The sequence below is a fragment of the Janthinobacterium breve genome (genome assembly GCF_051380895.1).
Classification (GTDB): domain Bacteria; phylum Pseudomonadota; class Gammaproteobacteria; order Burkholderiales; family Burkholderiaceae_D; genus Janthinobacterium.
Genome location: NZ_JBNYXY010000003.1, coordinates 518,096 through 541,970, shown reverse-complemented (window position 1 = coordinate 541,970; position 23,875 = coordinate 518,096). Strand labels below are relative to the sequence as shown.

19 protein-coding genes are annotated in these 23,875 nt (G+C 65.6%); 10 read left to right on the top strand and 9 right to left on the bottom strand.

Going from position 1 to position 23,875, the window contains the following annotated elements; translation table 11 throughout:
* Positions 1-44 precede the first annotated feature (44 nt).
* The 4 genes from ACQ4W0_RS07870 to ACQ4W0_RS07855 form a co-directional block, all read right to left on the bottom strand.
* Complete coding sequence (locus ACQ4W0_RS07870) at positions 45-1,322, bottom strand: TolC family protein (protein WP_436576245.1); 1,278 nt, start codon at positions 1,320-1,322, stop codon at positions 45-47.
* Positions 1,309-4,410 (bottom strand): efflux RND transporter permease subunit, encoded by a 3,102-nt coding sequence (locus ACQ4W0_RS07865; protein ID WP_436576244.1) that lies wholly within the window; start codon positions 4,408-4,410, stop codon positions 1,309-1,311. Before ACQ4W0_RS07865 ends, ACQ4W0_RS07870 begins: the two co-directional genes overlap by 14 nt.
* Positions 4,403-5,527 (bottom strand): efflux RND transporter periplasmic adaptor subunit, encoded by a 1,125-nt coding sequence (locus ACQ4W0_RS07860; protein WP_436576243.1) that lies wholly within the window; start codon positions 5,525-5,527, stop codon positions 4,403-4,405. The genes ACQ4W0_RS07865 and ACQ4W0_RS07860 overlap by 8 nt, the downstream gene beginning before the upstream one ends.
* A 62-nt stretch (positions 5,528-5,589) precedes the next feature.
* Complete coding sequence (locus ACQ4W0_RS07855) at positions 5,590-5,769, bottom strand: hypothetical protein (protein ID WP_436576242.1); 180 nt, start codon at positions 5,767-5,769, stop codon at positions 5,590-5,592.
* Between ACQ4W0_RS07855 and ACQ4W0_RS07850 the strand changes: the two genes are divergently transcribed.
* Positions 5,768-6,448 carry a response regulator transcription factor gene (locus ACQ4W0_RS07850; protein WP_436576241.1) on the top strand — a complete coding sequence of 227 codons (681 nt, stop codon included), beginning with the start codon at positions 5,768-5,770 and terminating at the stop codon, positions 6,446-6,448. The genes ACQ4W0_RS07855 and ACQ4W0_RS07850 overlap by 2 nt on opposite strands.
* Positions 6,441-7,838 carry a sensor histidine kinase gene (locus tag ACQ4W0_RS07845; RefSeq protein ID WP_436576240.1) on the top strand — a complete coding sequence of 466 codons (1,398 nt, stop codon included), beginning with the start codon at positions 6,441-6,443 and terminating at the stop codon, positions 7,836-7,838. Before ACQ4W0_RS07850 ends, ACQ4W0_RS07845 begins: the two co-directional genes overlap by 8 nt.
* Here ACQ4W0_RS07845 and ACQ4W0_RS07840 read toward each other — a convergent pair.
* The 4 genes from ACQ4W0_RS07840 to ACQ4W0_RS07825 form a co-directional block, all read right to left on the bottom strand.
* Complete coding sequence (locus ACQ4W0_RS07840) at positions 7,813-8,142, bottom strand: hypothetical protein (RefSeq protein ID WP_436576239.1); 330 nt, start codon at positions 8,140-8,142, stop codon at positions 7,813-7,815. The two genes, ACQ4W0_RS07845 and ACQ4W0_RS07840, sit on opposite strands and share 26 nt — an antisense overlap.
* Complete coding sequence (locus ACQ4W0_RS07835) at positions 8,142-8,861, bottom strand: MgtC/SapB family protein (protein WP_207781108.1); 720 nt, start codon at positions 8,859-8,861, stop codon at positions 8,142-8,144. Before ACQ4W0_RS07835 ends, ACQ4W0_RS07840 begins: the two co-directional genes overlap by 1 nt.
* Before the next feature lie 364 nt (positions 8,862-9,225).
* Positions 9,226-12,348, bottom strand: a complete 3,123-nt coding sequence (locus ACQ4W0_RS07830; protein ID WP_436576238.1) for an efflux RND transporter permease subunit — start codon at positions 12,346-12,348, stop codon at positions 9,226-9,228.
* A 3-nt stretch (positions 12,349-12,351) separates the two neighbouring features.
* Entirely contained in the window at positions 12,352-13,584 is a 1,233-nt protein-coding gene (locus ACQ4W0_RS07825; protein ID WP_436576237.1) for an efflux RND transporter periplasmic adaptor subunit, read from the bottom strand.
* A gap of 396 nt (positions 13,585-13,980) precedes the next feature.
* Here ACQ4W0_RS07825 and ACQ4W0_RS07820 point away from each other — a divergent pair, with 396 nt between their 5' ends.
* The gene (locus tag ACQ4W0_RS07820; protein ID WP_436576236.1) at positions 13,981-16,515 is read left to right on the top strand and encodes a sensor domain-containing protein; all 2,535 of its coding nucleotides are present in this window, start codon (positions 13,981-13,983) and stop codon (positions 16,513-16,515) included.
* A gap of 8 nt (positions 16,516-16,523) precedes the next feature.
* On the opposite strand, the gene ACQ4W0_RS07815 is transcribed toward ACQ4W0_RS07820, so the two are convergent.
* Complete coding sequence (locus ACQ4W0_RS07815; RefSeq protein WP_436576235.1) at positions 16,524-17,501, bottom strand: endonuclease/exonuclease/phosphatase family protein; 978 nt, start codon at positions 17,499-17,501, stop codon at positions 16,524-16,526.
* A gap of 37 nt (positions 17,502-17,538) precedes the next feature.
* On the opposite strand from ACQ4W0_RS07815, the gene ybaK reads away from it, so the two are divergent.
* From ybaK to ACQ4W0_RS07780, 7 genes are all read left to right on the top strand, one after another.
* Positions 17,539-18,030: a Cys-tRNA(Pro) deacylase gene (gene ybaK, locus ACQ4W0_RS07810; RefSeq protein ID WP_436576234.1), complete on the top strand. Its 492-nt coding sequence runs from the start codon at positions 17,539-17,541 to the stop codon at positions 18,028-18,030.
* 97 nt (positions 18,031-18,127) lie between these two features.
* Positions 18,128-18,772, top strand: coding sequence for a glycerol-3-phosphate 1-O-acyltransferase PlsY (gene plsY, locus ACQ4W0_RS07805; RefSeq protein ID WP_436576233.1), 645 nt, complete (start codon positions 18,128-18,130; stop codon positions 18,770-18,772).
* A 90-nt stretch (positions 18,773-18,862) separates the two neighbouring features.
* Complete coding sequence (locus tag ACQ4W0_RS07800; RefSeq protein WP_436576232.1) at positions 18,863-19,528, top strand: DsbA family oxidoreductase; 666 nt, start codon at positions 18,863-18,865, stop codon at positions 19,526-19,528.
* Between the two features lie 70 nt (positions 19,529-19,598).
* A complete protein-coding gene (locus ACQ4W0_RS07795; RefSeq protein ID WP_436576231.1) occupies positions 19,599-19,889 on the top strand; it encodes a DUF427 domain-containing protein in 291 nt (96 codons plus the stop codon).
* A gap of 43 nt (positions 19,890-19,932) precedes the next feature.
* Positions 19,933-20,895 carry a DUF2157 domain-containing protein gene (locus ACQ4W0_RS07790; protein ID WP_436576230.1) on the top strand — a complete coding sequence of 321 codons (963 nt, stop codon included), beginning with the start codon at positions 19,933-19,935 and terminating at the stop codon, positions 20,893-20,895.
* Complete coding sequence (locus ACQ4W0_RS07785; RefSeq protein ID WP_436576229.1) at positions 20,892-22,547, top strand: GDYXXLXY domain-containing protein; 1,656 nt, start codon at positions 20,892-20,894, stop codon at positions 22,545-22,547. Before ACQ4W0_RS07790 ends, ACQ4W0_RS07785 begins: the two co-directional genes overlap by 4 nt.
* Positions 22,548-22,608: 61 nt before the next feature.
* Positions 22,609-23,853 (top strand): metal-dependent hydrolase, encoded by a 1,245-nt coding sequence (locus tag ACQ4W0_RS07780; RefSeq protein WP_436576228.1) that lies wholly within the window; start codon positions 22,609-22,611, stop codon positions 23,851-23,853.
* Positions 23,854-23,875: the final 22 nt, after the last annotated feature.

Sequence of the window (23,875 nt, the reverse complement as noted above, 5' to 3'; positions counted from 1 at the left end):
TGCGGCATCGCCGCGCCGGTCACTCCTCGTTCTACCTTCCCCCGCTACAAGCGCGGCCGCTGGCCGATCGCCAGTTGCAGCTGCGTGCTGGCGATGGCCGCATCGGCGCGCGCCTGCACATAGCCTTGGTAAGCCTCATCGGCCGAACGCTGCGCCGCCAGCCATTCCAGCAGCGAGGCATTGCCGCTGAAGTAAGACAAACGCATGCCATCGACCACTTTTTGCGCATCGACCAGCACGCCGTCGCGGTAGCGCGCCAGCCGGTCCTGCGCCGCACGCAGCTGCCGCTGCGCCGTGCGCACTTGCGTTTCCGCTGTCAGTTCCGCCTGGCGCAGGGCCAGCATGGCCTGTGTCACGCCCGCTTCGGCCTGCACGATGTCGCCCTTGTCGCGCCGCGACAGGGGAATGGGGATGGCCAGCGAGAGGGACAGGGCGCGCGAACGGGGCGTGCCATCGACGGGATTGCCGCTGGCGTCGATGCCGTCATGGTAGCCGCGCGCGGCGGCCAGGCCCAGCGTGACGCTGGGATCGACGGCGCGGTTGGCGCGCACCAGCGCCGCGCCGTCGCGCAGATTGTCCAAGGTGGCGCGGGCGATACGCACATCGCTGCGCGCGTCGAGCGCTTGCGGCACCAGCACGCTGGCATCCTTGTTGTCGTACGCGGCGAAGTCGCAGGCCAGCTGTGCATCGGGAAACAGCGCATCGAACTGGCGTCCCAGCGGCGGCGACAGGGCCAGCATGGCGCTGTCCGCCTCACTGTGCGCCTGCGCCAGGTCGGCCTGGAACTGGTCGCGTTCCACGCGCGACTGCAGCAGCTCGATGCCGCCCACGTCGCCCGCCTTGCGCCGCACGGCATTCGCTTCCACCACTTTCGACAGGGCCGCCATGGTTTGCTGCTTGCGCGCGGCGACTTCGCGCGTGCGGCACGCTTCCGTGAACGCGGCGGCGGCGGTGCCATACAGCTCGCTCCTGAAGCCGGCCACCGTCTCCTCGGCCAGCGCGACATTGCTCTGCGCTGCTTTGATGCGCGCGGCGCGCTTGCCGCCCGTCTCGATGGCCATGCTGATGGCCGGGTTCCATGTGATGGGGCGGTGCTCGACGCTGCGCACCGTCTCGCGCGTGGCGCCCAGGGTGAATTCGGGATCGGGACGCAGGCCGGCGATGCCGATGCCCGCCTTGGCCGAGCCTATGTTTTCGCGCTGCGCCTGCAGTTCCAGGCTGTTGGATTCGACGGCGGACAGGTAGGTCTCGAAGCTCAAAGGGGCGGCAATGGCGCCGGGCGTGATCAGCCAGGCCGCCAGCAGTACATTAAAACGTGTCATGGTTCACTCCTTTGTCGGTCAGGCGTTTTTGTATGTGCGCCTCGATCAGGTAATACAGGGCTGGCAACAGCAGCAGGGTGAGCGCCGTGGCCGTCACCAGTCCACCCACCACCACGGTGGCGAGCGGGCGCTGCACGTCGCTGCCCAGGCCGGTTGCCAGCATGGCGGGCGTCAGGCCGAGGGCGGCCACGGTAGCCGTCATCAGCACGGGGCGCATGCGGTCGCGCGCGCCTTCCAGCACGGCCTCGCGCAAGCTGCGGCCTTCGTCGGCGCGCAAACGGTTGATCTGCGCCAGCATCAGGACGGCATTCAATACCGCCACGCCGAACAGGGCGATGAAGCCCACCGCGCTCGAGACATTCAAGGTCATGCCGCGCAGGTGCAGCGCGGCCAGGCCACCGAGCATGGCCAGCGGCACGGCCAGCAAGACCAGCGCGGGCTGGCGCAGGTTGCGGAACTGGCCAAACAGCAGTAAAAACATGGCGCCCAGGGTCATCGGCAGGATCAGGGTCAATCGGCTTTGCGCGCGCTGCAGGTTTTCGAACTGGCCGCCCCATTCGACGCTGATGCGCTGGTGCTCGCCTGCCACGGTTTGCGCCACCAGGGGACGCGCTTCGGCCAGGAAGCCGGCCAGGTCGCGCCCACGGGCATTCAGGCGCACGATGATGTGGCGCCGTCCCATTTCGCGCACGATCACGCTTTCGCCCGAGGTGGTGCTGATGCTTGCCACCTGCGCCAGCGGAATTCTGGCGCCGTTGGCGGCGGTGAGCATCAGTTTGGCGATGGCATCCGGGTCGGAGCGGGCGGCGGGCGGGAAGCGCACGGCAATGTCGTAGCTTTTCTCGCCCACGTAGACCTGGCCGATGGGCGCGCCGCCGATGCCGGTGGAAATCAGGTCGGCCACGTCGGCTGCGTTGATGCCGTAGCGGGCCGCCTTTGCCCTGTCCAGTTCCACCTTCAGGTTGGGCAGCGGCGGCTCCACGTCCACCGCCACGTCGGAGGCGCCGGGAACGTCTTTCAATACCTTGGCCACCTTGCCGGCGATGCGGCGCACTTCGTCGAGGTCGTTGCCGAAGATTTTCACCGTCAGGTCGCTGTGCGCGCCCGACAATTTATCCTGCACACCATCGATCATCGGCTGCATGAAGGCCACCGTATAGCCGGGCATGCGGGCGAAGCGCTCGTTCATTTTCGCGATCAGCTGCTGCTTGCTCAGGCCCGACTTCCAGCTCTTGTAGGGGTGCAGGCCCACGCTGGCCTCGATGTGCGACGGCGTCCAGTAATCGGTGCCGTCGTCGTTGCGCCCCGTCTGCGTGACGATGGTCGACACTTCCGGGAACTCCAGCGCGGCGCGGCGCAGTTCACTGGCCATTTCGGAGGCCTTGTCCAGGGTGATCCCGGGCGGCATCTGCACCTGCAGCCACAGGGAACCTTCATCGAGATAGGGCAGGAAGTCGCGTCCGATGCTCCCGCCCAGCAGGGCCAGGCCCGCCAGCGAGGCGGCGCAGACGGCCGCTACCCAGCGCTTCTTGCCCACCATACGCTCGAGGAAGCGCCCGTACGCGGCCGCCAGCTTTTCCAGCGCGCGGTTATGGAAGGTGCGACGTGGCTTGCGCAAGGCCAGCCAGGCCAGGCCCGGGATCAGCACCAGCGCCACCACCAGCGCGCCCACCAGCGCCGCGCCCACCGCATACGCCATGGGAGAAAACAGCTTGTATTCGATGCGCTGGAAGGCAAACAGGGGCAGATAGGCGGCGATGATGACGGCCATGCCGAACATGATGGGGCGCGCCACCTGCGAGGTCGCCTCGATGGCGTCCTGCAGGGTGAGGGGCCGTTCCTGCTCGCGCTCGCGGCGGCGTAGCATGTTTTCCAGCACCACCACGGAACCATCGACGAGGATGCCGAAGTCGATCGCCCCCAGCGACAGCAGGTTGGCGGGAATTTTAAAATGGTGCATGAAGATGAAGGCGATCAGCAGTGCCAGCGGGATCGTCAGCGCGACGATGGCGGCCGCGCGCGGGCTGCCCAAAAACAGCAGCAGCACCAGGGCGACCAGCAACATGCCTTCACCCAGGGTAAACCCGACCGTGTGCAGGGTGGCGTCGATCAGCGAGCTGCGGTCCAGGTAAGGCACCACTTTCACATCCTTCGGCAGCATGTTGGTGTTCAAATCGTCCACGGCCGCATGGATGCCGGCCAGCGCCTCGGACGGGTTGAAATCCTTCAACAGCAGGGTGATGCCTTCGATGGTATCGGGGTTGTCATCCTTGCCGAGGATGCCGCGCCGCTCCACGTTGCCGTAGGCGAGCTTGCCCAGGTCCTTCACCAGCACGGGCACGCCGTTCTTGCTGCTGACGACAACGTTGCCCATGTCGTCGAGCGAGTGCAGCAAGCCCACGCCGCGCACCACGTACGATTGCTGGCCGCGGTCGATGACGCTGCCGCCGCCGCTGATGTTGTTGGCATTGATGGCGTCCTTGACCTGCGCCAGCGAGAAGCCGTAGCTGTCCAGTTTTGCGGGATCGAGTTCCAGCATGAACTGCGTGGTGAGACCGCCGAAATTGCTGACGTCCGCCACGCCGCGCACCTGCTGCAGGCGCGGTATCACGGTCCAGAACTGCAGTTCGGACAGTTCGCGCAAGGACCGCGTTTTCGATTCCAGCGTATAGCGGTAGATTTCACCCGTCGGCGAGGTGTAGGGATCGAGCCCCGGCTTGGCGTCGTAAGGCAGGTTCACGCTGGCGAGCCGCTCCTGCAGCCGTTCGCGCGTGAAGTAGCCATCGCTGCCATCTTCGAACACCACCGTGATCAGCGACAGCGCGAACAGGCTGCGCGTGCGCAGCACATGCATGCCTGGCGTGCCCAGCAGGGCGCGTTCCAGCGGTATCGTGATCTGCTGCTCGATTTCCTCGGCGCCCAGGCCCGGCACCTGCGTGACGATTTGCGAGGTGACGTCGGCGATGTCGGGATAGGCTTCGATGGGCAGCTGCTTCCAGCAGTAGACGCCGTAGGCGGCGACGAACAGCAGTACCAGCCAGACGATGCCGCGCCGCTGGCAGCAGGTGGCGATGAAACGGTCAATCATTGAGCAGCACTCCTTCCTTGACGACGATGCGCTCGCCCGCCTTCAGGCCAGCGAGGATTTCCACCTGCCCGCCATGGCTGGCGCCCACTTCCACCGTGCGCGGAGCGAAGCGCAACGGGCCGCGCTCGACCATCACGCGTGTCGACGGCCCGCTTTGCAGCACGGCGGACGCGGGCACCAGGATGGCGCGGCGGCTGGCGCCGGCAAAACCCGCGTGGGCGAACATGCCCGGCTTGAAGGTGCCGGCGCGGTTGTCGATGGCCACGCGCACTTTCACCGTGCGCGTCTCGGGATCGAGCACCGCACCCACATAGGCGACCCTGCCCTCGAAGTCCTTGCCGGGCCATGCATCGACGGTGATGCGGGCCGTCTGGCCCACGGCCACTTGCGCCAGGTCCCGTTCGGCCACGTTGGCCGCCAGCCACACGGTGGACAGATCGGCCACCGTCATGACGGGGGCGTTGATATCGTTCCAGTAGCCGCCCTGAGCACCGTCCATGGCGATCACGGTGCCGCTAATGGGCGAGCGCAGGACGTAGTCGCGGCGCGAACTGCGTGCGCTGGCGCCGTACTGGGCCAGCTTGTCGGCGCTGGCCTGCGCGTCGCTGCCGGCCTGGTCGTAGGTCGCCTGGGCCGATTCGTACTCCTTGCGCGCGGCGATTTCCGCCTCGAACAGGGTCTTCTGGCGTTCCAATTCCTGGCGCGCCTGCAGCAGGGCGGAACGGGCCTTGCTGTCGTCCGCGTAGGCGGCGCTCAGTTCGGCCGAGTCCAGGGTGAACAGCGGGTCGCCCGCCCTGACGCTGTCGCCCAGCGAACGCTGCAAGCGGGTGATGCGCCCGGCCAGCGGCGGGGTGATTTTTACCAGTTTTTCCGGCATGGCTTCGATGCTGCCCGGCGCATCCGTCTGCGTGGCGATATCCTGTTCCAGCACGGCGGCGATCTGCAGGCGCTGGCGCAGGGGCGACATGTTGTCGACGGCGATGCTGCCGTCGTCCAGATGCCTCGATTGAGCGGTGGGCGTGGCCGCTGCCGTCGGTTTGGCGCAGCCGGCGAGGGCCGAGCAGGCGAGAGCGAGGGCGCAGCTGGCGCCCAGGGCGTTGCGGGTGGTCGTGTTCATCCCGTGTTTCCTTGTTATTGATGGTGATGGGGCATGCGTGGATGCCGTGCCCAGGCGGGCGGTCAGAAGGGGGGCGCGGGCAGTGTGATGACAGCGCGGGGAAAGCATAGCAATGCCGTCCTGAAGAAGCGCCCAAGTTCGCCTGAATCATTCTTCAGCTTGCGCGCGCGCGGGGTGCGGCGCGGTAAAATGCAAGCATAGAAGATGCGGAAAAGCCGCAGCGCAATGGGAAAGGCAGGCATGAGAATTCTCCTGGTGGAAGACGACCGCAAGGCGGCGCGCTTGCTGGCGCGGGGCTTGCAGGAAGAAGGCTTTGTGGTCGACGTGGCGCACAGCGCCGAGGAAGGCGAGGACGAAAGCTACGCCGTCGACTATGACCTGATCGTGCTCGACTGGATGTTGCCGGGCAAGCAGGGCATCGATTTTTGCCGCGACTTGCGCGCACGCGCCATCCAGACGCCCGTGCTGATGCTGACCGCGCGCGACGCGACGGCCGACCGGGTGGCGGGCCTGAATACGGGCGCCGACGATTACCTGACCAAACCATTTGAATTCGAGGAACTGCTGGCGCGTATCCGGGCGCTGCTGCGCCGCTCCGACATCAGCCGCCCGCTGGTGCTGGCGCTGGCCGACCTGACGCTCGATCCCGTCAGCCACCAGGCGACACGCGCCGGCGCGCCGCTGGTGCTCACGCCGAAGGAATATGCGATTCTATTGATCCTGCTGCGCCAGGCTGGCGAAGTGGTCAGCCGCGCGCGCCTGGCCGAGCAGATATGGCAGGCGGACCTGATCGGCATCGACAATCTGATCGATGTCCACGTGCGCAACTTGCGGGGGAAAGTGGATGCGCCGGGCCTGCCGCCATTGATCCACACGGTACGCGGACGCGGTTTCCGCCTGGCGGAAAACAACGGTGGCTAGCTTTCGCAAGCGCCTGCTGCTGGTGCACCTGGCTGTCATCCTCGCCATTGTCGCCTGCACCGCGCTGGCCGGCTACTGGGGCCTGTCGCGCGCCGTGCATGGCCAGCTCGATGCGGCCCTGCTGGCGCTGGCCGAGACGGAAATGGCCATGCTGCCGGCCGCGCCGCGCCAGCCCGTGCAGGTGCACGAGGTGGCGTCGGGTCTGGCGCCGCCGTCATTGATGCGGCTTGACCGCCTGGTGCAGATCATCGATGGCGAAGGCCGCGTGCTGGCGCGCAGCCGCAACCTGGAGGCGGCGCAGCTGCCGGCACCACCGGCCCTGCTGGCGCGGCTGGCGGCTGGCGATACCGTTTTCGAGACACTGCCCAAGTTCGGCGAGGAGCCGCTGCGCATGGTTTCCATCCCCGTGCCCGCATCCGGTTCGCTCCTGGCGGTGCAGGTGGCCGGTTCGCTCGACGACGTCAATCACGTGCTGGCCGCGGCCACCGTGCTGTTTGGCGCCATGGCGCTGGCCTTGCTGGCGGCCGTGGGGCTGGCTGGCGAAATGCTTACGCGCCGCGTGCTGGGCGCCATTGACGACGTGGTGCGGCAGGCGCATTCGATCGGCGAAGCCAGCCTGCACCAGCGCCTGCCCCATCCCGGTACGCAAGACGAGATCGGCCGCCTGGTCGATACCCTGAACGCCATGCTGGACCGCCTGGAGCACGGCTACGATGCGCAGCGCCGCTTCACCGCCGACGCCTCGCACGAACTGCGCTCGCCCCTGTCGCGCCTGCGTACGGAAATCGAAATCACCTTGCGCCGCCCGCGCGAGGCAGCTGAATATGTCGACGCGCTGGCCTCTTGTCTCGATGAAGTGCAGCGCCTGACGACGCTGGTGGAAGAATTGCTGATGCTCACGCGCCTCGATGCTGGCCAGGAGCGCAATGCCGTGGAAACGGTCGCACTCAATCCGCTGGTGCGTGCGGCGGCGCAGCGCCTGGAAAAGCCGGCAGCGCAGCGCGGCATCTGCATCGTCTTCGATGAAGGTGTGGCCGTGCACGCGCGGGTGGCGGCCGGTCCCGTGGACCTGGTGCTGGCCAATCTGCTGGATAACGCCGTGAAGTTTTCGCCGCCCGACAGCGTCATCACCGTCCATGTAGCGCGCGATGGCGAGCATGCGCTGGTGGGCGTGGCGGACGCGGGGCCGGGCATCGGCGTGGAAGACTTGCCGCATCTGTTCGAGCGTTTTTACCGGGGCGCCCAGGCGCGCGCGGGCGAGGCGCCCGGCTTCGGCCTGGGCCTGGCCCTGTCGCAAGCCATCGTGCACGCGTATGGCGGCAGTATCGAGGCGCAGAACCGCCCCGGTGGCGGTGCGCTGTTCATTATGCGCCTGCCCGCTTCAAGCTGAGGGGGGGCACGCCTTCCCAGCGCACCTGCCGCACTTGCGGCCAGGCGCTCGCGCGGTTGACGAAGCGCACCAGCACGGCGCGCTGCACGGCCTGGCACAGCACCGTGGCGATCAGCTGTACCACCTGCCGGGCCTCGTCCCAGCTGCGCAGCATTTGCGACGGCGCCAGGCCGGCGCCCCTGAGTTCGGCCAGCAGCAGGCGCACCACGTGGTCGGCTTGCGCTGCAGGACAGGTGACGGTCAGGCGGTAGGTGGCCACGACAGGACCGCGCCTGGCAAACCAATGGAAGAATTTTTTCATCATCACACTCCCCGTTCGGCGACAAATTCCGCGTTATTCACCAGCGCCCAGCGCACGGCCGAGACGCTGCCTTCCAGGCTGACCTGGCTGACGATCTGCTCCAGCAATCCCAGGCTGGACAAGGGCGTGAGCAGGTCGGCGCGCACTTCGATGCGCCCCGCCTGCGCCGCGTCTTCGCTGTGCAAGGATTGCAGCATCAGCGCCGGCATGCCGCTGATCAAGCGCAGCATCAGCTTGCGCACCTGTACTTCCTGCTCCGCCTCGCACACGGCCGTGACGCGGTAGATGCTTTCCGTCTCGATGCCCGCTTCGCTGCCGTGGGCGTTGATGCGTTGCGCCAGATGGCGCAGCACCAGGTTGGCGACCAGCACGAATCCCGTGCCGATGGCCGCTTCCAGCGCAAAACCGAGGCCGCACAGCACGCCGATGGCGGCCGAGCACCACAGGGTGGCGGCCGTGTTCAGGCCGCGCACCGTCATCCCTTCGCGCATGATGACGCCGGCGCCAAGAAAGCCGATGCCCGACACTACCTGCGCGGCGATGCGCAGATGCCCGTCGGGATCGCCTTCGAGCACGGAAACCATCACGAACAGCGAGGCGCCGACGGACACCAGCGCATTCGTGCGCAGGCCCGCCATGCGCTGGCGCAGCTGGCGTTCGGCGCCGATCATGGCGCCCAGGGTCAATGCTGCGGCAACGCGCAGCGCAAAGTCAAATACCACCATCAGTTTCTCCCGGCTGGGGAGGAACAGGCGAGTGCAAGGGCGAAGACAATTCGCCCCGAAAGGGGGCAGCAGACGATAACGGTGGAACGATGAGGAGGGAAGTGGCGGCGAATGTGCATCGCCGCTGGTAAAACCGCACCTTGCCATGGGCAAGGCGGGCGGAATGCGCGCGTCTTGCCTAAGGCCGATCGCCGATGGTCAATCGACTACTGTCACTGGAACAAGCACCCACGAGTCACTCCATATCATTGATAACGGGGGACAGTCTAGCCAATGGGGCAGCTTTGGTCAACTGAAGCTCTCTTCAGGAAGCCGCCGCGTCGTCCCCGCCAATGCGGGGACGGTGAAGGCGACCGGTAAATCAGTGGGCGTGTGCTTTGCCGTCGTCGCCGGCATCCGCGTGGGCATGCGTGTCGCCGCCGCCGAAGAAGCGCGCGGCGCGCTTGCCCAGGCTGTCGAGGTAAGTGTAGGCGACGGGCACCACCACCAGCGTCAGCAAGGTCGAGGTGATCACGCCGCCGATGACGGCGCGACCCATGGGCGCCTGCGATTCGCCGCCGTCGCCCATGCCGATGGCCATCGGCAGCATGCCGAACACCATCGCCAGGGTCGTCATCAGGATGGGGCGCAAGCGCACCTGCCCCGCTTCCATCAGCGCTTCGAACTGCCCCAGGCCTTCGCGCTGGCGCTGGTTGGTGAAGTCCACCAGAAGAATCGCATTCTTGGTGACCAAGCCCATCAGCATGATGAAGCCGATCACCGAGAAGATGTTCAGGGTGCTGCCCGTAATCAGGAGGGCCAACAGGACGCCGATCAGGGACAGCGGCAGTGACACCATGATGGCGATCGGCTGCAAAAAGCTGCCGAATTGCGAAGCGAGCACCAGATAGATGAAGATCACGGCAATGCCCAGCGCCATCATCGCGCCACCCATGGTCTCGGCCATCTGCTGCGCATTGCCGGCCACGTCGAAGCGTACGCCGGGCGGCAGGTCGATGGACTTGATGGCTTTCTGCACGTCGGCGTCGACGTCGCCGGCAGGCCGGCCCTGCACGCCCGCATAGATGGCGACGCGGCGCTGCAAGGCCTGGCGTTTCAGCACTTGCGGGCTGGACGACGGCACGAATTCGACCACCTGGCGCAGCGGTATCATGATTGGCTTGCCATTCGCATCGAGCTTGCTCGACGCCAGCGACAGATCGGCCAGGTCGGCCACCTTTTGCCGGCCCGACTTGGGCAGCTGCACGTTGACGTCGTAGTTTTGCCCGTCGGACGCCAGCCAGTGGCTGACCGTGTCGCCCGCGACGAACGGACGCAGGGCATTGCCGATCTGCTGCACCGACAATCCCAGGTCGCTGGCCAGCTCGTTGTTGATCTTCACGGTGGTCGACGGATTGGCGCCTTCCTGGCTGTATTCCATGTCGGCCAGGCCCTTGATGGTGCGCATCTTGTCCATCAGGCGGTGCGCCACTGCGTCGAGCTTGCCTTCGTCCGTGCCCAGGATGGCGATGAAGATGGGGCGGTTGCCCACCGACAGGGTAATGCCGGCAATCGGCGCCAGGCGTTCGCGGATCAGTTTTTCCAGTTCCTGCTGCGAGCGGCGCTTGTGCGTCTTGATGTCCGTCAGCTTCAGGTTCACCTCGGCCGCGTTGCGTCCATCCGGCGTGCCGATATTGGCCACCAGGCTGTCGATTTCGGGGAATTCCTTCAGGGCCGTTTCGATCTGGCGCACCTTGGAATCCGTGTAGGCGAGGCTGGAGCCGACGGGCGTCTTGAAGCGCAGGTTGACCCAGCCCTGGTCCGTTTCCGGGAACATCTCGCCGCCGATCATCGGCACGAGCATCAGGCTGCCCGCGAACAGCGCCACGGCCGTAGCCAGGGTGGTCTTGCGCCAGCGCAGGGCCAGGGCCAGCACCTTGCCATACCAGACGTGCAGGCGGTCGATGCCTGTTTCCAGCCAGGCCATGAAGCGGCCCAGCCACGGCGCATACTTGAAGCGGTCCTTGACGGGGTCGCGCCAGACGGATGACAGCATGGGGTCGAGCGTGAAGCTGACGAACAGCGACACCAGCACGGCGACGGCCACGGTGATGCCGAACTGCAGGAAGAAGCGGCCGATGATGCCGTCCATGAAGGCGACGGGCACGAACACGGCGACGATGGCAAACGTGGTGGCCATTACCGCCAGGCCGATTTCATTGGTGCCGTCGTTGGCCGCCTTGTAGTGGTTCTTGCCCATGCCCAGGTGGCGCACGATGTTTTCACGCACCACGATGGCGTCATCAATCAACAGGCCGATGCACAATGACAGCGCCATCAGGGTCAGGAAGTTCAGGGTAAAACCGAAGGCTTTCATGGCGATGAAGCTGGCCAGCACGGAGATCGGCAGGGTCAGTCCCGTGATGATGGTCGAGCGCCACGAGTGCAGAAACAGGAAGACGATCACCATGGTCAGCACTGCGCCTTCGATGATGGTGCGCTTGACGTTATTGAGCTGGCTTTGCACGCGTTCCGATTCGTCGTCCAGCACGCGCAGCTTGATATCGGGCGGCAGCGTCTTTTGCAGGTCGGCTGCCACTTTCAGGATGCCGGTGCCCACCTCGACCACGTTGGCATCCTGCACCTTGGTGATTTCCATGGTCACGGCTTGCTGGCCGTTCATGCGCGAGATCGACAGTTCTTCCTGCTCGCCGTCGACGACGGTGGCCACCTGGTCCAGGTAGACGGGGCCGATGGCGCGGCGCGCGACGATGATCTTGCCGAATTCGCGCGCATCCTTGATCTTGCCTTCCACGCGCACCAGCTGTTCGGCCGCGCCATGGCTGATCGAGCCGGCCGGCAAGTTGGTATTCGTGGCCTGGATGGCGCGGATGACTTCATCGACGCCGATGCCCTGGGCATTGAGTTCGATCGGCTTCATGCTGATGAGGATCTGGCGCGCGCGCAGGCCGCGCAGCTTGACTTGCCCCACGCCGGCCACGCCCTGGAAGCGCTTGCTGATGATCTGCTCCGTCATGGTCGACAGCGAGCGCAGGTCATGCCCGGTCGACGTCAGCACGATAGTGGCGATGGGGCGCTCGTTGTCGCCCTCGGCGCGCGCGATGAACGGGTCCTTGGCTTCCTTCGGGAAGCGCGGGCGCACCAGGGCTACCTTGTCGCGCAAGTCCTGCATGGCCTTGTCCATGTTGGTCGACAGCTCGAATTCCAGGTAGACGCCGGCGCGTCCTTCCCACGAATTGGCGCGGATGGTCTTGATGCCGCTGACGGTGTTGACGGCATCCTCGATGGGGCGCGTGATGTCGTTTTCCACGGCTTCGGGCGAGGCGCCCGGGTAGTTCACTTCAATGGCGGCGAACGGGAACTGCACGCTGGGCATGCTTTCCACGCCCAGGCCCCGGTAGGAGAAGATGCCCAGCACCACCAGCGCCACCATGACCATGGTGGCGAAGACGGGGTTTTGAATACTGACTTTGGTCATCCACATGATTTAATCCTTCCGTGCCAGCACGGCTGCCGGCGCGGCGGGCGCACTGGCTGGCGCGGCGAAGGTCACGCCGTGGCCCGGTTTCACGCCATCGAGCTTGGCGACGATGACTTTCGCGCCCGCCACCAGGCCGGACGTCACTTCCGCATAACCTTCATCCTCGTTGCGCAAGCCCAGGGTGACAGGCTGCGCGACCACCTTGTTATTGACCAGCGCGTACACCACGGAGCCCTGCTTTTCATGGCGCACGGCCGTCAACGGCACCAGCGGCGCCACGGGCGAGCGCTCGGTAACGATGCTGCCCTTGGCGAACATGCCGCCGCGCAGCGCGCCATCGCCATTGTCGACGGCGATGTAGACCAGCATGGCGCGCGAGCCGCTCTCGGTGGTGGGATTGATGCGCGTGACCTTGCCGGCGAAATCGCGCGCGCCGAAGCCGTCGACCTTGAAGTGCACGTCCTGGCCCAGCTTGATACGGGGAATCTCCGCGCTGGGCACGGGCGCTTCCAGGGTCAGCTGAGTCAGGTTGACGATGGTGTAGACGGGCATGTCGGGCGAGACTTTTTCGCCGGCCTGCAGATGGCGCTTGCTGACGATGCCCGCCATGGGCGCGCGGATCACCGTGTCGGCCAGCGCGATGCGGGCGATATCGACCATGGCGGCGGCGGACTTGACGTTGGCACGCGCCAGGTCGACCGAGTTTTGCGTGGTGTCGTAGGCTGTCTGCGAAATGTATTTCTGCTTGAGCAAGGCCTGGCTGTTGGCTTCATTCTTGGCCGCCATGGACAGGCGCGCCTGCGCTTCGTCCAGCATGGCTTGCTGCTGCGTCAGGCGGGCGCGCAGGTCGGCCGCATCCAGGCGCACGAGGATTTGCCCATTCGCCACTGGCTGACCTTCCTGCAAGGTCGTTTCCTCGATGACGCCGGAGACCTTGGCCTTGATGGTGGCCTGGGTAACGGGCGCCAGCGAACCGGACAGGGGCAGGCTGATGCTGAGTGCGCGCGCATCGATGGCGGCCACGTCGCCCTGCGCCAGTTCATGCACGGGCGTCTTGGCCTGTTCCTTCTTCTTGCTCGCTTGCAATTCGGCAGCCTTGGCGGCTTGCTGCTTCGATTGCATGACGCTCCATCCGCCGCCGGCCAGGCCCAGTACGACGAGGATCAGCACGGGGGTGCGCCAGCGACGGCGGCGCGTGGCGGCAAGGGGAGAGGCGGGGGGCAGGGTCTCGTTTTTCATAGGTTTTTTAGTCAGGAGCGGCGCAGGGGCTCGGCGCCAGGTCTCGGTGCGGACCCGGCCTGTCGCTGGCCGGGGGGAATTCGGGTAGCGCATCACCGTGGCGGCCGCAGGCAGCACGCCTGCCGCTGCGGCCGTTCACGGCGATGCGCATGTTGCCACTTTAGGAAGATTCAACTCCGGCCGCCATCGCCGTGCGACAGATTGCACAAAATCGGGGCTGGAATGCAAAAAACGGCGACCAAGGACAACTGCCAGCCTGGATGCCGCGCACGTCACGATGCTTGCGCATCCTCAAGAAGCCGATTCGCCAGCGCGCAAGAATGGTCGGGATGGTTGCGCCACCGGACAGGCCATTCGCTCGCCGGTTGCCGTGCGGCCGCGCCACGGGGGGGCCTGATGTCTGATCGGATTGTCGGGACCGCGCCGTCGCCGGGGCGCCTGCTTGCCTCAGCCGAACCACAGTCCGGGCCGGCCGGCAAGGCACTGGACTTGTTGTCCATCATTGTTGCTGCCGTCGAACAAGCGCCTGGCCTGGCCGTGCGCGGTATCGACCGCGACGGCATTGTGTGCTATTGGAACACCGGCGCGGCGCGCCTGTATGGGGTGGCAGCGGAGCTGACGCTGGGCCAGCCGTGGGCCAGGGTGGCCGCCTCGCTGCCGGATGCTGCCAGCCTGGCCGAGGATGTCGCCGGCGAACTGGCGGCCGTGTGGGAGAGCGGCAAGGCGCGCAGCACACGCCTGTGGAAACTGGACCCCGATGGGGTCGCGCCGCGCTGCATCTGTTCCACCGTGTTTCCTGTCATGCAGTCCGGAAGAGTGCGGCAAGTGGTCTGCATCGATGTCGACATCACGGCCAGCGGCCAGGATGGCGCCGCACAGGGCGCCTTGCTGCAGATGAGCGACAATTTTCGCCAGTTGTACGACAAGTCCGCCGACGCCATCGTCATGCTGCGCGACGAGTACATCGCCGAGGCCAATCCGGCCGCCATTGCCCTGTTTCAATGCGAAGACCGGCCACGGCTGCTGGGGCGCCGCCTCAGCGACTTTTCACCCTTGCATCAGCCCGATGGCGAATTGTCATCGTTGCGCGGCACGCAGCTGGCGGCGCAGGCCCATGCCGACGGCAACTGCCGCTATGACTGGCACTATCAGACGTGCGCGGGCCAGCTGTTCTGGAGCGAAGTGCTGCTCACTTCCGTCACGCTCGACCATACCTATCTGTTTTACGCCGTGATCCGCGATATTTCCTCACGTAAACTGGCCGAGCGGGCTCTGTATTTGTCGATGCAGGTCATCGAGCATGCAAGTGTCGCCATCGTCGTGATGGATCCGCAGCAGCGCGTCGTCAGCATGAATCCCGCGTATAGCGAGATCAGCGGCTACAGCCTGGACGACATGCAGGGCAAGCCCTTGGTCCTGCACGGCGTGGAACCGGATGCGCCGGCGTTTTTTGACCACGTGTGGGACGAAGTTGATGCCAACGGTTATTGGCAAGGCGATATCGTGGGCCCGCGCAAGGAGGGTGGGCGCTATCCGGCCTGGCTGTCGCTGACGGCCATCCGCGACAGCCAGGGGCAGTTGAGCAATTACCTGGCCATACTCAGCGATATCAGCGAGCGCAAGAAAAACGAGGAGCACACGCGCCACCTGGCCGAGCACGATTTCCTTACCGACTTGCCGAACCGGGTGCTGCTGCTGGACCGGCTGTCGCTGGCGCTGGCGGCCGCGCGGCGCAAGCTGAGCATGTTGGCCATCCTGTATCTGGACCTCGACCATTTCAAGCACATCAATGACAGCATGGGTCACCACGTGGGCGACTTGTTGCTCAAGGAAGTGGCGCGGCGCCTGGTGCGCTGCGTGCGCGGCGTCGATACCGTCAGCCGGCATGGCGGCGACGAGTTCGTCATCATCCTGGCCGAGGTGGGCGGCATCGACCAGGTGGCCCATGTGGCATCGAGCCTGCTGCATGCCGTCACGCAGCCCTATCAGCTGGGCGAATACGAACTGCATGTGTCGGCCTCGATCGGCGTGGCCATCTTTCCCAGCGATGGCGACAGCATCGACACCCTGGTGCACAACGCCGACATCGCCATGTACCACGCCAAGGAAAGAGGGCGCAACAATTTCCAGTTTTTCAATGCCGAGATGAATGCGCAAATCGTCGAGCGGGCCAGCCTGGAGCAAGGCTTGCGCGCCGCGCTGGGCCGCGATGAACTCGTGCTGGAGTTCCAGCCCGCGCTCGATATCGCCAGCGGGAATATCCTCGGCGCCGAGGCCCTGTTGCGCTGGCGCCACCCGCAACTGGGCGTGCTGCCGCCCGAGCGCTTCATCGCCGTGGCCGAGGAGTGCGGCTTGATGGTGTCGATTGGCAACTGGGTGCTGCGCCACGCCTGCCTGCGCGCGCGCGCCTGGCACGATGCGGGCCAGGCCTGGCGCGTGGCCGTGAATCTGTCGCCGGCGCAATGCCTGCACAATAATTTATTGCTCAGCGTGCAAGATGCGCTCGCCGTGTCGGGTTTGCCTGCCGCCTGTTTGGAACTGGAAGTGACGGAAGCGCTGCTGATGAAGGGCGGCGCGCGCCTGGCCGGCGTGCTGGCACAGCTGCGCGCGCTGGGCGCCAGGCTGGCCATCGACGACTTCGGCACCGGCTATTCGCGCCTGGCCAATCTGCGCCATTACCCGGTAGACAAGCTGAAAATCGACCCCTCGTTCTTGCCCGCTGCGGCGGACGGCGCGGCTGGCGGGTCTGACACGGCCGTCGCCGCCACCATCATCGCCATGGCGCGCGAGCTGCAATTGACGGTGATTGCCGAAGGCGTGGAAACGGCGCAGCAGCTGGCCTATCTGCGGGCGCAGGGCTGCCAGCAATATCAGGGGCGCTATGCCAGCGCGCAAGTCGAGGGCAGTGCGCTGGCGACGTTGTTACATTAGTTGTTGCATTAATCAATGTTTCCCAGCAACTTGATGCGCGCCAGCACCTGGCCATGGTCGGATGCGTGTGGCAGACCCAGCAGCAAATGGTCGTTCAGGCAGCTCACTTCCTGCACCACCCCGATGGCGCGCGGCGAGGCGGCGTGGAAGTGTTCGGACACGAGAATGTGGTCGATCGTCATGTAGGCGCTGTCATGGATATTCGTGTAGCCCACATGGCGCAAGGCATCCTGGCGCAGCTGGATGGCGTTGGCGTCATACAGACGCGCGCGCATTTCCATGCCAGGTTCGCACGGCGCGCCCGCCCCCATGACGATGGAGGTGGTGACGGCATTGGCGATGTCGTTGAAGTCGCCCAGCACGATGCAGGGACGGCCGCTGTGGCCCAGTTCGTTTGCCAGCACGCGCAGGGCCACCGCTTCCGCGCCGCGGCGCTGCAGCGAGCGCAGGTTGGCCAGTGCGTAGGCGGCCGCGTCGCTGCCATCGCCATGGCGGTAGTCGGGCCGGCGCGACTTCAAGTGCACCACGACCACGTCGGTAAGTTGGCCGCCAGGCAAGTGCACCTGCACATGCAGCGGTGCGCGGGCGAAGCGGCAGGTGTTGTCGTCGGCGGCATGGTTGTCGGCGGGCACGCTCACGCCGGCCGGGAAATTCGTCCATGCAGCACCGGCGCCGGCCAGCGGCAGCCGCGACACCAGCGCCACCGTGGGCAGCATGCGTCCTGCCGCATCCATCGCATCGTAGCCGGCCAGGGTGGCGTCGCGGTAGTGGCGCGTGCGCGACAGTACGTCGCGCAGGGCCGCTTGCGAGAAAATTTCCTGGAAACCGATCACGTCGGCGCCGAGCAAGTCGATTTGCCGCGCCGTCCATTCCGCCTTGGCCTCGTATTGCGCCGGGCTCAACGGTTCCAGGTTGTCATACAATTTCATCCCGGCCGGGGCCAGGTTGCAGACATTGAATGTGGCAAAGCGGATTTCTTCCTGCATAATTAGTACTCCTCACTGAATGATCAGCGTATCACGCATGGCTAAAAAAGAGCATATTTCCGAAACCCAGGCGACGCAGTTGCTGCGCAAGCATCAAGTTTCCTTCGAAGAACACCCATATCCCTACGAGGAGCACGGAGGCACCAGCGTCTCGGCGCGCGAGCTGGGGGTGCCGGAACACGCGGTGATCAAGACCCTGGTGATGCAGGACGAGGCGGCACGGCCGATGATCGTGCTGATGCATGGCGATTGCAAGGTGTCGACCAAGAACCTGGCGCGCGGCATCGGCTGTAAGTCCGTCGAGCCTTGCAAGCCCGAGGTGGCGCAACGCCATTCCGGTTACATGATCGGCGGCACCTCGCCGTTCGGCACCAGGAAGACCATGCCCGTCTACGTGGAAGCGTCGATCCTGGAATTGCCGCGTATCTACATCAATGGCGGGCGGCGCGGTTTTCTCGTCTCGCTGGCGCCGCAAGTGCTGCTCGATTTACTGAACGCCAAGCCGGTGCAGTGCGCCCTGCAAGATTAAGAAATCGGGACGCCGCCCTGTCCCTGGACTGGGCGCTGGTGTATATTCTGCTGCGCCAGCCTCGATGCTGCTGTGAAAAATACAACAAAGGGAAGAAATGAATCCAGTAATCACAACCGTGGCAATGACAGTGGCCGCTTACTTGCTCGGCTCGATATCGTTTGCCGTGGTGATGAGCAAGGTCTACGGCATTGCCGATCCGCGCACCTATGGCTCGAAAAATCCGGGCGCCACGAACGTACTGCGCAGCGGCAACAAGGGCGCCGCCATCATGACCCTGCTGGGCGATGGCGCCAAGGGCTGGCTGGCCGTGTTTCTGGCTGACCATTTTTCCACTGCGCTGGGCGTGGGCGACACGGCCGTGGCGCTGGTGGCCATCGCCGTTTTCCTCGGCCATTTGTGGCCCGTGTTTTTCTGCTTCGTCGGCGGCAAGGGCGTGGCCACGGCCCTCGGTGTGTTGCTCGGCATTAATCCATGGCTGGGCCTGGCGACCCTGGCCACCTGGCTGATCATTGCCTACGCCTTCCGTTATTCCTCGCTGGCGGCACTGGTGGCGGCCCTGTTCGCGCCGTTTTATTATGGCTTGCTGTTCGGCGTCGATCCCATCTTGCTGGCCGTCATCGTCATGAGCGTGCTGCTGGCTTACCGCCACAGCCAGAACATCGCGAACTTGCTCTCTGGCAAGGAAAGCAAGATCGGCGGCAAGAAGGACGCGGCCAAGGCCGCTGGCAAGAAAAAGTAAGCGCTTGATTTCCCGCGGCCCGCACGCATATGCTGTGCTTGCGGCGCCGCGCGGTGCGGCCGCCACCGACTCGCGCAAAGGCTGCCCACCATGAGTTCCACTCCCGCCACACCCACTCCCATCCGTATTGATTTCGTCTCCGACGTTTCCTGCCCCTGGTGCGTGATCGGCCTGAAATCGCTGGAGCAGGCGCTGGACAAGTTGCAAGACACCGTCCAGGCCGACATCCACTTCCAGCCCTTCGAGCTGAATGCCAATATGCCGCCCGAAGGCGAGGATATCGGCGAACACATCGCCCGCAAATACGGCTCCACCCCGGAACAGATGGCGCAGTCGCGCGAAGCGATCCGCGCGCGCGGCGAGCAGCTGGGCTTTACTTTTTCCATGGACAAGCGCGGCCGCATCTACAACACCTTCGATGCGCACCGTTTGCTGCACTGGGCCGAGATTGAAGGGCGCCAGAAGGAACTCAAAATGGCGCTGTTCGATGCGTATTTCACGCAAGGCCAGGATCCGTCCTCGCACGAAGTGCTGCTGGCCGTGGCCGGCAAGGTGGGCCTGGACACCGTGAAAGCGGCCGAGGTGCTGGCATCGAATGCCTATGCGGACGAAGTGCGCGCGCAAGAGCAGTTCTACCAGCAGAACGGCATCAACTCGGTGCCCGCCGTCATCATCAACGAGCGCCACCTGATTTCCGGCGGCCAGCCGCCCGAGGTGTTTGAGCAAGCCTTGCGCCAGATCATCGCAGGCGCTTGAGCGGGGCGCCAATGGCGCGCGCCATGGCAGACTTTTTGCGCTACACTCGGCGCAGAAGGAGGATAGTCAAATGCCAACAGCCAGCTGGAATGGTGTCGTCATCGCGCAAGCGGCCGACGATCAGGTGCAAATCGTTGAAAACAATGTGTATTTTCCTTTGTCCAAGGTGACGCAGGATTACCTGCGTCCCAGCAACCACACGACCATCTGCCCATGGAAGGGCACGGCCAGCTATTACGACCTCGTCGTTGATGGCCAGACGAATGCCAACGCGGCCTGGTATTACCCCCAGCCCAAGGATGCCGCCAAGCAAATTGCCGGCCACGTCGCCTTCTGGCGCGGCGTGAGCGTCGAGCGCTGACGCTTTCTTTCCATACTCAATAAAAATCAACAGAAAGCAGACGATGGATTTACGCCTCGCCGTGTACCAGCTTGCCTCGGCCAACGCGCTCGATGCCCAACAAACCCGGCAGTTGCAGGAAGTGGCCGGCTTCCAGCGCGAACCGGCTCGCCTGGCCTACTGGCTGCCGCGCGGCGTGGCCGTGCTGGGTGCAGCGCTGCTGGGCATGGGCCTGATCTGCTGGGTCGCCGCCAACTGGGAAGACCTGGGCCGCATGGGCCGTTTTGCCCTGCTGCAAGGCGTGTTTGCCGCCGCCTGCGTGGGCGCGTTCGTCGTGCCCAAGGCGCGCGTATCGTTGCTGCTGCTGGCCTTGCTGACCATCGGCGGCCTGTTCGCGTATTTCGGCCAGACTTACCAGACGGGCGCCGATCCGTGGCAGCTTTTCGCCCTGTGGGCCGTGCTGGCCTTGCCCCTGTGCCTGGTGGCGCGCAGCGACGTGCTGTGGACGCCGTGGATGCTGGTGCTGGCCACGGCCGCCGCCCTGTGGATGCAGGCGCATGCGCACCACAGCTGGCGCATCGATTCAACCGATCTGTCCATTTTCGTCAGCGGCTGGCTGGCCGTGTTGCTAGCCTGTGCGTTTGTCTCGCCCCTGCTGGCGCGCTGGACGGGCGCGGGCAGCTGGGCCTTGCGCCTGGGCCTAGTGCTGGCCACCATTCTCATCACGGGCACGGCCGTCAGTGCCTTGTTCGGCAGCAATGTCGAGTCGCCGTACTGGGCGGGACTGGGCTTGCTGGCCATCGCCGGCACCCTGCTGGCCACGCGCCAGTTCTTTGACGTGTGCGGCCTGAGCGCCGTTGCGCTGGGCCTGAACACCTTGCTGGTGGGCGGCCTGGCGCGCGTGCTGCTCAATGGCGGCAATGGCGATGGCGTCGGCAGGCTGGCCATGCTGGGATTGTTTGCCGCCGTGCTGCTGGCGCTGACCGTGCAAGGCATTCTGTGGCGCACGCGCCGGGAGGCAGCATGAGTAAGGTGAACCGCGCTGATGCGCTCGCCACCCTGATCGACGACGCCACGCGCGCCGGCCTGCTGCCGCCTGGTACTAGCCGGCCGGCGCAGGATGTGCGGCCGTGGCCGCTGGTGCTGATGACGGCCCTCGGCGCCTGGCTGGCCGCCATTCCCCTGATCGTGGCGCTGGGCGTGGGCCTGGAAAGCGTGGTGCGCCACGGCCCCGGCGCGTACATCGTGGCGGCCATCGTGCTGGTGGTGGCCGTGCTGCTGATCCGCATGCGCGGCGTGGCCTTGTTTGTCGAGCAGCTGGCAGTGCCCTGCCTGCTGGTGGGCGGCGGCTTGCTGGGCTATGCCCTGTTCCGCGACTATGCCACGCAGATTGCCTCGCTGCTGATGTGCCTGGCGTGTCTGCTGGTGGCCGCCGCCTTGCCGCGCGACTGGCTGCGCGTGCTGCTGGGACTGGTCGCCTGCGGCTTGCTGGGGCTGGGCGTCGTCGATAGCGCGCGCGACTGGATTTTCGAGAACGACCCCACGCAACTGTATCTGGCCTGGATGCTGGCCCTGGCCATCTGGCTGGGTGCGCACTGGCTGCAGAAGCAGGCCTTCAACGACGGCCGCGGCGCGCCCATCGCCGCCTTCCTGGAATCGCTGTCGACGGGGTGGGTATTGGCAATCTTGCTGGGCCTGGTTTTCTGGTCCGGCATGACCTTCATGCTGGGTGGTGCGCTGGGCGGCGGTGTTGCCGGCGACGTGGCGCGCGAAATGACCCGGCACCAGGCCGTTGCCTGGTATGCGCAGGTGTTGAATGGCGTGTCGCTGGTGCTGGCCACGGCGGCCGCTGCCTGGACGGGATGGCGCTGGCCGGCGCTGCGCCAGTTGCCCGCCATCGGCGTGGCGCTGGTGCTGATCGTGCTGGCGTGGTTCATGCCGGCGCTGGGTCCCGTGCTGCTGATCCTCGCGTATTGTTTGACGAGCGGGCGCTCGCGCGTGGCCGTGGCGGCCGCGCTGGCGGCGGCGTGGATACTCGGCAGCTTTTATTACCAGCTGGCATGGCCGCTGGCCAGCAAGGCGGCGTTGCTGGCCGTGGCCGGCGCCCTGCTGTGCGCCCTGTCGTGGCTGGCCACGCGCGGCGCGGTGTTGCACCTGGTGGAAAGCCAGCCGGCGGCGGCACCGGCGGAAAGCCGCGCCGCGCGCCTGGGGGTGCTGGGAGGCTTGCTGCTGGTGTTGCTGGTCGCCAATGGCGGCATCTGGCAAAAAGAGCAGCTGATTGCCAAAGGGGAAGCTATCTTCGTGGCGCTGGAACCGGTCGACCCCCGCTCGCTGATGCAGGGCGACTACATGCGCCTCAATTTCGTCAACCTCGGCGTCCTCAGCACTTTGGCCAGCGTGGACAGGGCGCCTGGCCGGCCCCTCGTGGTGGCCACGCGCGATGCGCGGGGTGTGGCCGAGTTGCAGCGCCCGTACACCAAAGAAGCGCTGGCGCCGGGGGAATTCCTGCTCGAACTGACGCCGAAGGATGGCAACTGGGTGTTGGTCAGCGATGCCTGGTTCTTCAAGGAAGGCGAAGCGGCGCGCTGGGAAAAGGCCCGCTATGGCGAGTTCCGCGTGTTGCCCGATGGCCGCGCCTTGCTGGTGGGCATGCGCGGCCAGGAACTGGAGAAGCTGTAGCGTAAGCAGTAGTGCAGTAGTGCAAGAGCACGCCGGGGCGGCCATCCTGTAAAATTGCCCGATGGATAATATTACGCATTCGGTCATCGGCCTCGGGGTCGGCGAACTGGTACACCGCAGCCTGCCGCCCGAGCCGCAAGCCCCCGCCCAGCGCACCCGGCGCGCGCTGTTTCTGTTTACGGCCTGGTTTGCCAGCAACGCGCCCGACCTGGACCTGGTGCTCACCCGGTTGCTGCCGCGCCCGTTCGGCTACATGCTGCACCACCGTGGACATACGCACACCTTGCTGCTGGCCTTGCCGCAGGCGCTGCTGTTGCTGGCCCTGCTATGGCTGCTGTGGCCCGGCGCGCGCCGCTTGCTGAAAAGCAGCGTGCCCGCCCGGCTGGGCTTGGCGGCCTGCTTGCTGCTGGGATTCTGCTTGCACATGGGCATGGATTTCCTCAATTCCTATGGCTTGCACCCGTTTTACCCGTTTGACAGCCGCTGGCTGTATGGCGACATGGTTTTCATTGTCGAACCCATGTTCTGGGTGCTGCTGGGCGTGCCCGTGATCATGTCCTTGCACTACGGCATTGTCAAAAGCGTGCTGCTGGCCGCGCTGGCGGCGGCCCTGTGTTTCTTCACCTATAAAACCTATCTGGCGCCCGCCTCGCTGGCTGTCTTGCTTGGGCTGGGCGTGATCCTGGCAGTGCTGCAGGGCCGGGCCGGCGAGCGGGGACGGGGAGCGCTGCTGCTGGCCTTCGCGCTGGCTGCCACTTTTATTGGCACGCAGGGCGTGGCTTCGGCCATCGGCCGTAGCCGCATCGAGGCGGCCGTGCAGCGCCTGGACCCCGGCACGCGCGTGTGGGATGTGGCGATGACGGCGTTTCCCAGCAATCCCCTGTGCTGGATCTATGTCTCGCTCGACAGCAAGACAGACGTGTACACCTTGCGGCGCGGCACCCTGAGCCTGCTGCCCGAGTCGCTGGCGCCCGCCGCCTGCCCGGCCGGGCTGGCCGAGACGGGCAAGCAAGGACAGCAACTGGCGCCCGGCATCGCCGTGTCCGCGCAGGCGGCGGGCAGTCTGGCCGCCTTGCGCGCCTTGCAGGCGGACAATTGCTATGTCGACGCGTGGTTCCGCTTTGCCCGCATGCCCAGATTGCATGCGGACAAGCTGACGGATGTGCGTTTCAATCCCGGCATGCTGCCCAATTTTACGACCGTGGAGCTGCAGCAGTTCCGCAGCCGCCCTTGTCCCGCCTACGTGCCGGGCTGGGACCGCCCCCGTGCGGACATGCTGGCGCCGCCGCCAGCGGATACCCAGTAGTGTAAATATTGCTTTGTGGAAA

Excerpts from the sequence above, each read along its gene's own strand:
- ACQ4W0_RS07870 (WP_436576245.1), bottom strand. The coding sequence starts at position 1,322 with ATGACACGTTTTAATGTACTGCTGGCGGCCTGGCTGATCACGCCCGGC.
- ACQ4W0_RS07865 (WP_436576244.1), bottom strand. The coding sequence starts at position 4,410 with ATGATTGACCGTTTCATCGCCACCTGCTGCCAGCGGCGCGGCATCGTC.
- ACQ4W0_RS07860 (WP_436576243.1), bottom strand. The coding sequence starts at position 5,527 with ATGAACACGACCACCCGCAACGCCCTGGGCGCCAGCTGCGCCCTCGCT.
- ACQ4W0_RS07850 (WP_436576241.1), top strand. The coding sequence starts at position 5,768 with ATGAGAATTCTCCTGGTGGAAGACGACCGCAAGGCGGCGCGCTTGCTG.
- ACQ4W0_RS07855 (WP_436576242.1), bottom strand. The coding sequence starts at position 5,769 with ATGCCTGCCTTTCCCATTGCGCTGCGGCTTTTCCGCATCTTCTATGCT.
- ACQ4W0_RS07840 (WP_436576239.1), bottom strand. The coding sequence starts at position 8,142 with ATGATGAAAAAATTCTTCCATTGGTTTGCCAGGCGCGGTCCTGTCGTG.
- ACQ4W0_RS07830 (WP_436576238.1), bottom strand. The coding sequence starts at position 12,348 with ATGTGGATGACCAAAGTCAGTATTCAAAACCCCGTCTTCGCCACCATG.
- ACQ4W0_RS07825 (WP_436576237.1), bottom strand. The coding sequence starts at position 13,584 with ATGAAAAACGAGACCCTGCCCCCCGCCTCTCCCCTTGCCGCCACGCGC.
- ACQ4W0_RS07820 (WP_436576236.1), top strand. The coding sequence starts at position 13,981 with ATGTCTGATCGGATTGTCGGGACCGCGCCGTCGCCGGGGCGCCTGCTT.
- ACQ4W0_RS07815 (WP_436576235.1), bottom strand. The coding sequence starts at position 17,501 with ATGCAGGAAGAAATCCGCTTTGCCACATTCAATGTCTGCAACCTGGCC.
- ybaK (WP_436576234.1), top strand. The coding sequence starts at position 17,539 with ATGGCTAAAAAAGAGCATATTTCCGAAACCCAGGCGACGCAGTTGCTG.
- plsY (WP_436576233.1), top strand. The coding sequence starts at position 18,128 with ATGAATCCAGTAATCACAACCGTGGCAATGACAGTGGCCGCTTACTTG.
- ACQ4W0_RS07800 (WP_436576232.1), top strand. The coding sequence starts at position 18,863 with ATGAGTTCCACTCCCGCCACACCCACTCCCATCCGTATTGATTTCGTC.
- ACQ4W0_RS07795 (WP_436576231.1), top strand. The coding sequence starts at position 19,599 with ATGCCAACAGCCAGCTGGAATGGTGTCGTCATCGCGCAAGCGGCCGAC.
- ACQ4W0_RS07790 (WP_436576230.1), top strand. The coding sequence starts at position 19,933 with ATGGATTTACGCCTCGCCGTGTACCAGCTTGCCTCGGCCAACGCGCTC.
- ACQ4W0_RS07785 (WP_436576229.1), top strand. The coding sequence starts at position 20,892 with ATGAGTAAGGTGAACCGCGCTGATGCGCTCGCCACCCTGATCGACGAC.
- ACQ4W0_RS07780 (WP_436576228.1), top strand. The coding sequence starts at position 22,609 with ATGGATAATATTACGCATTCGGTCATCGGCCTCGGGGTCGGCGAACTG.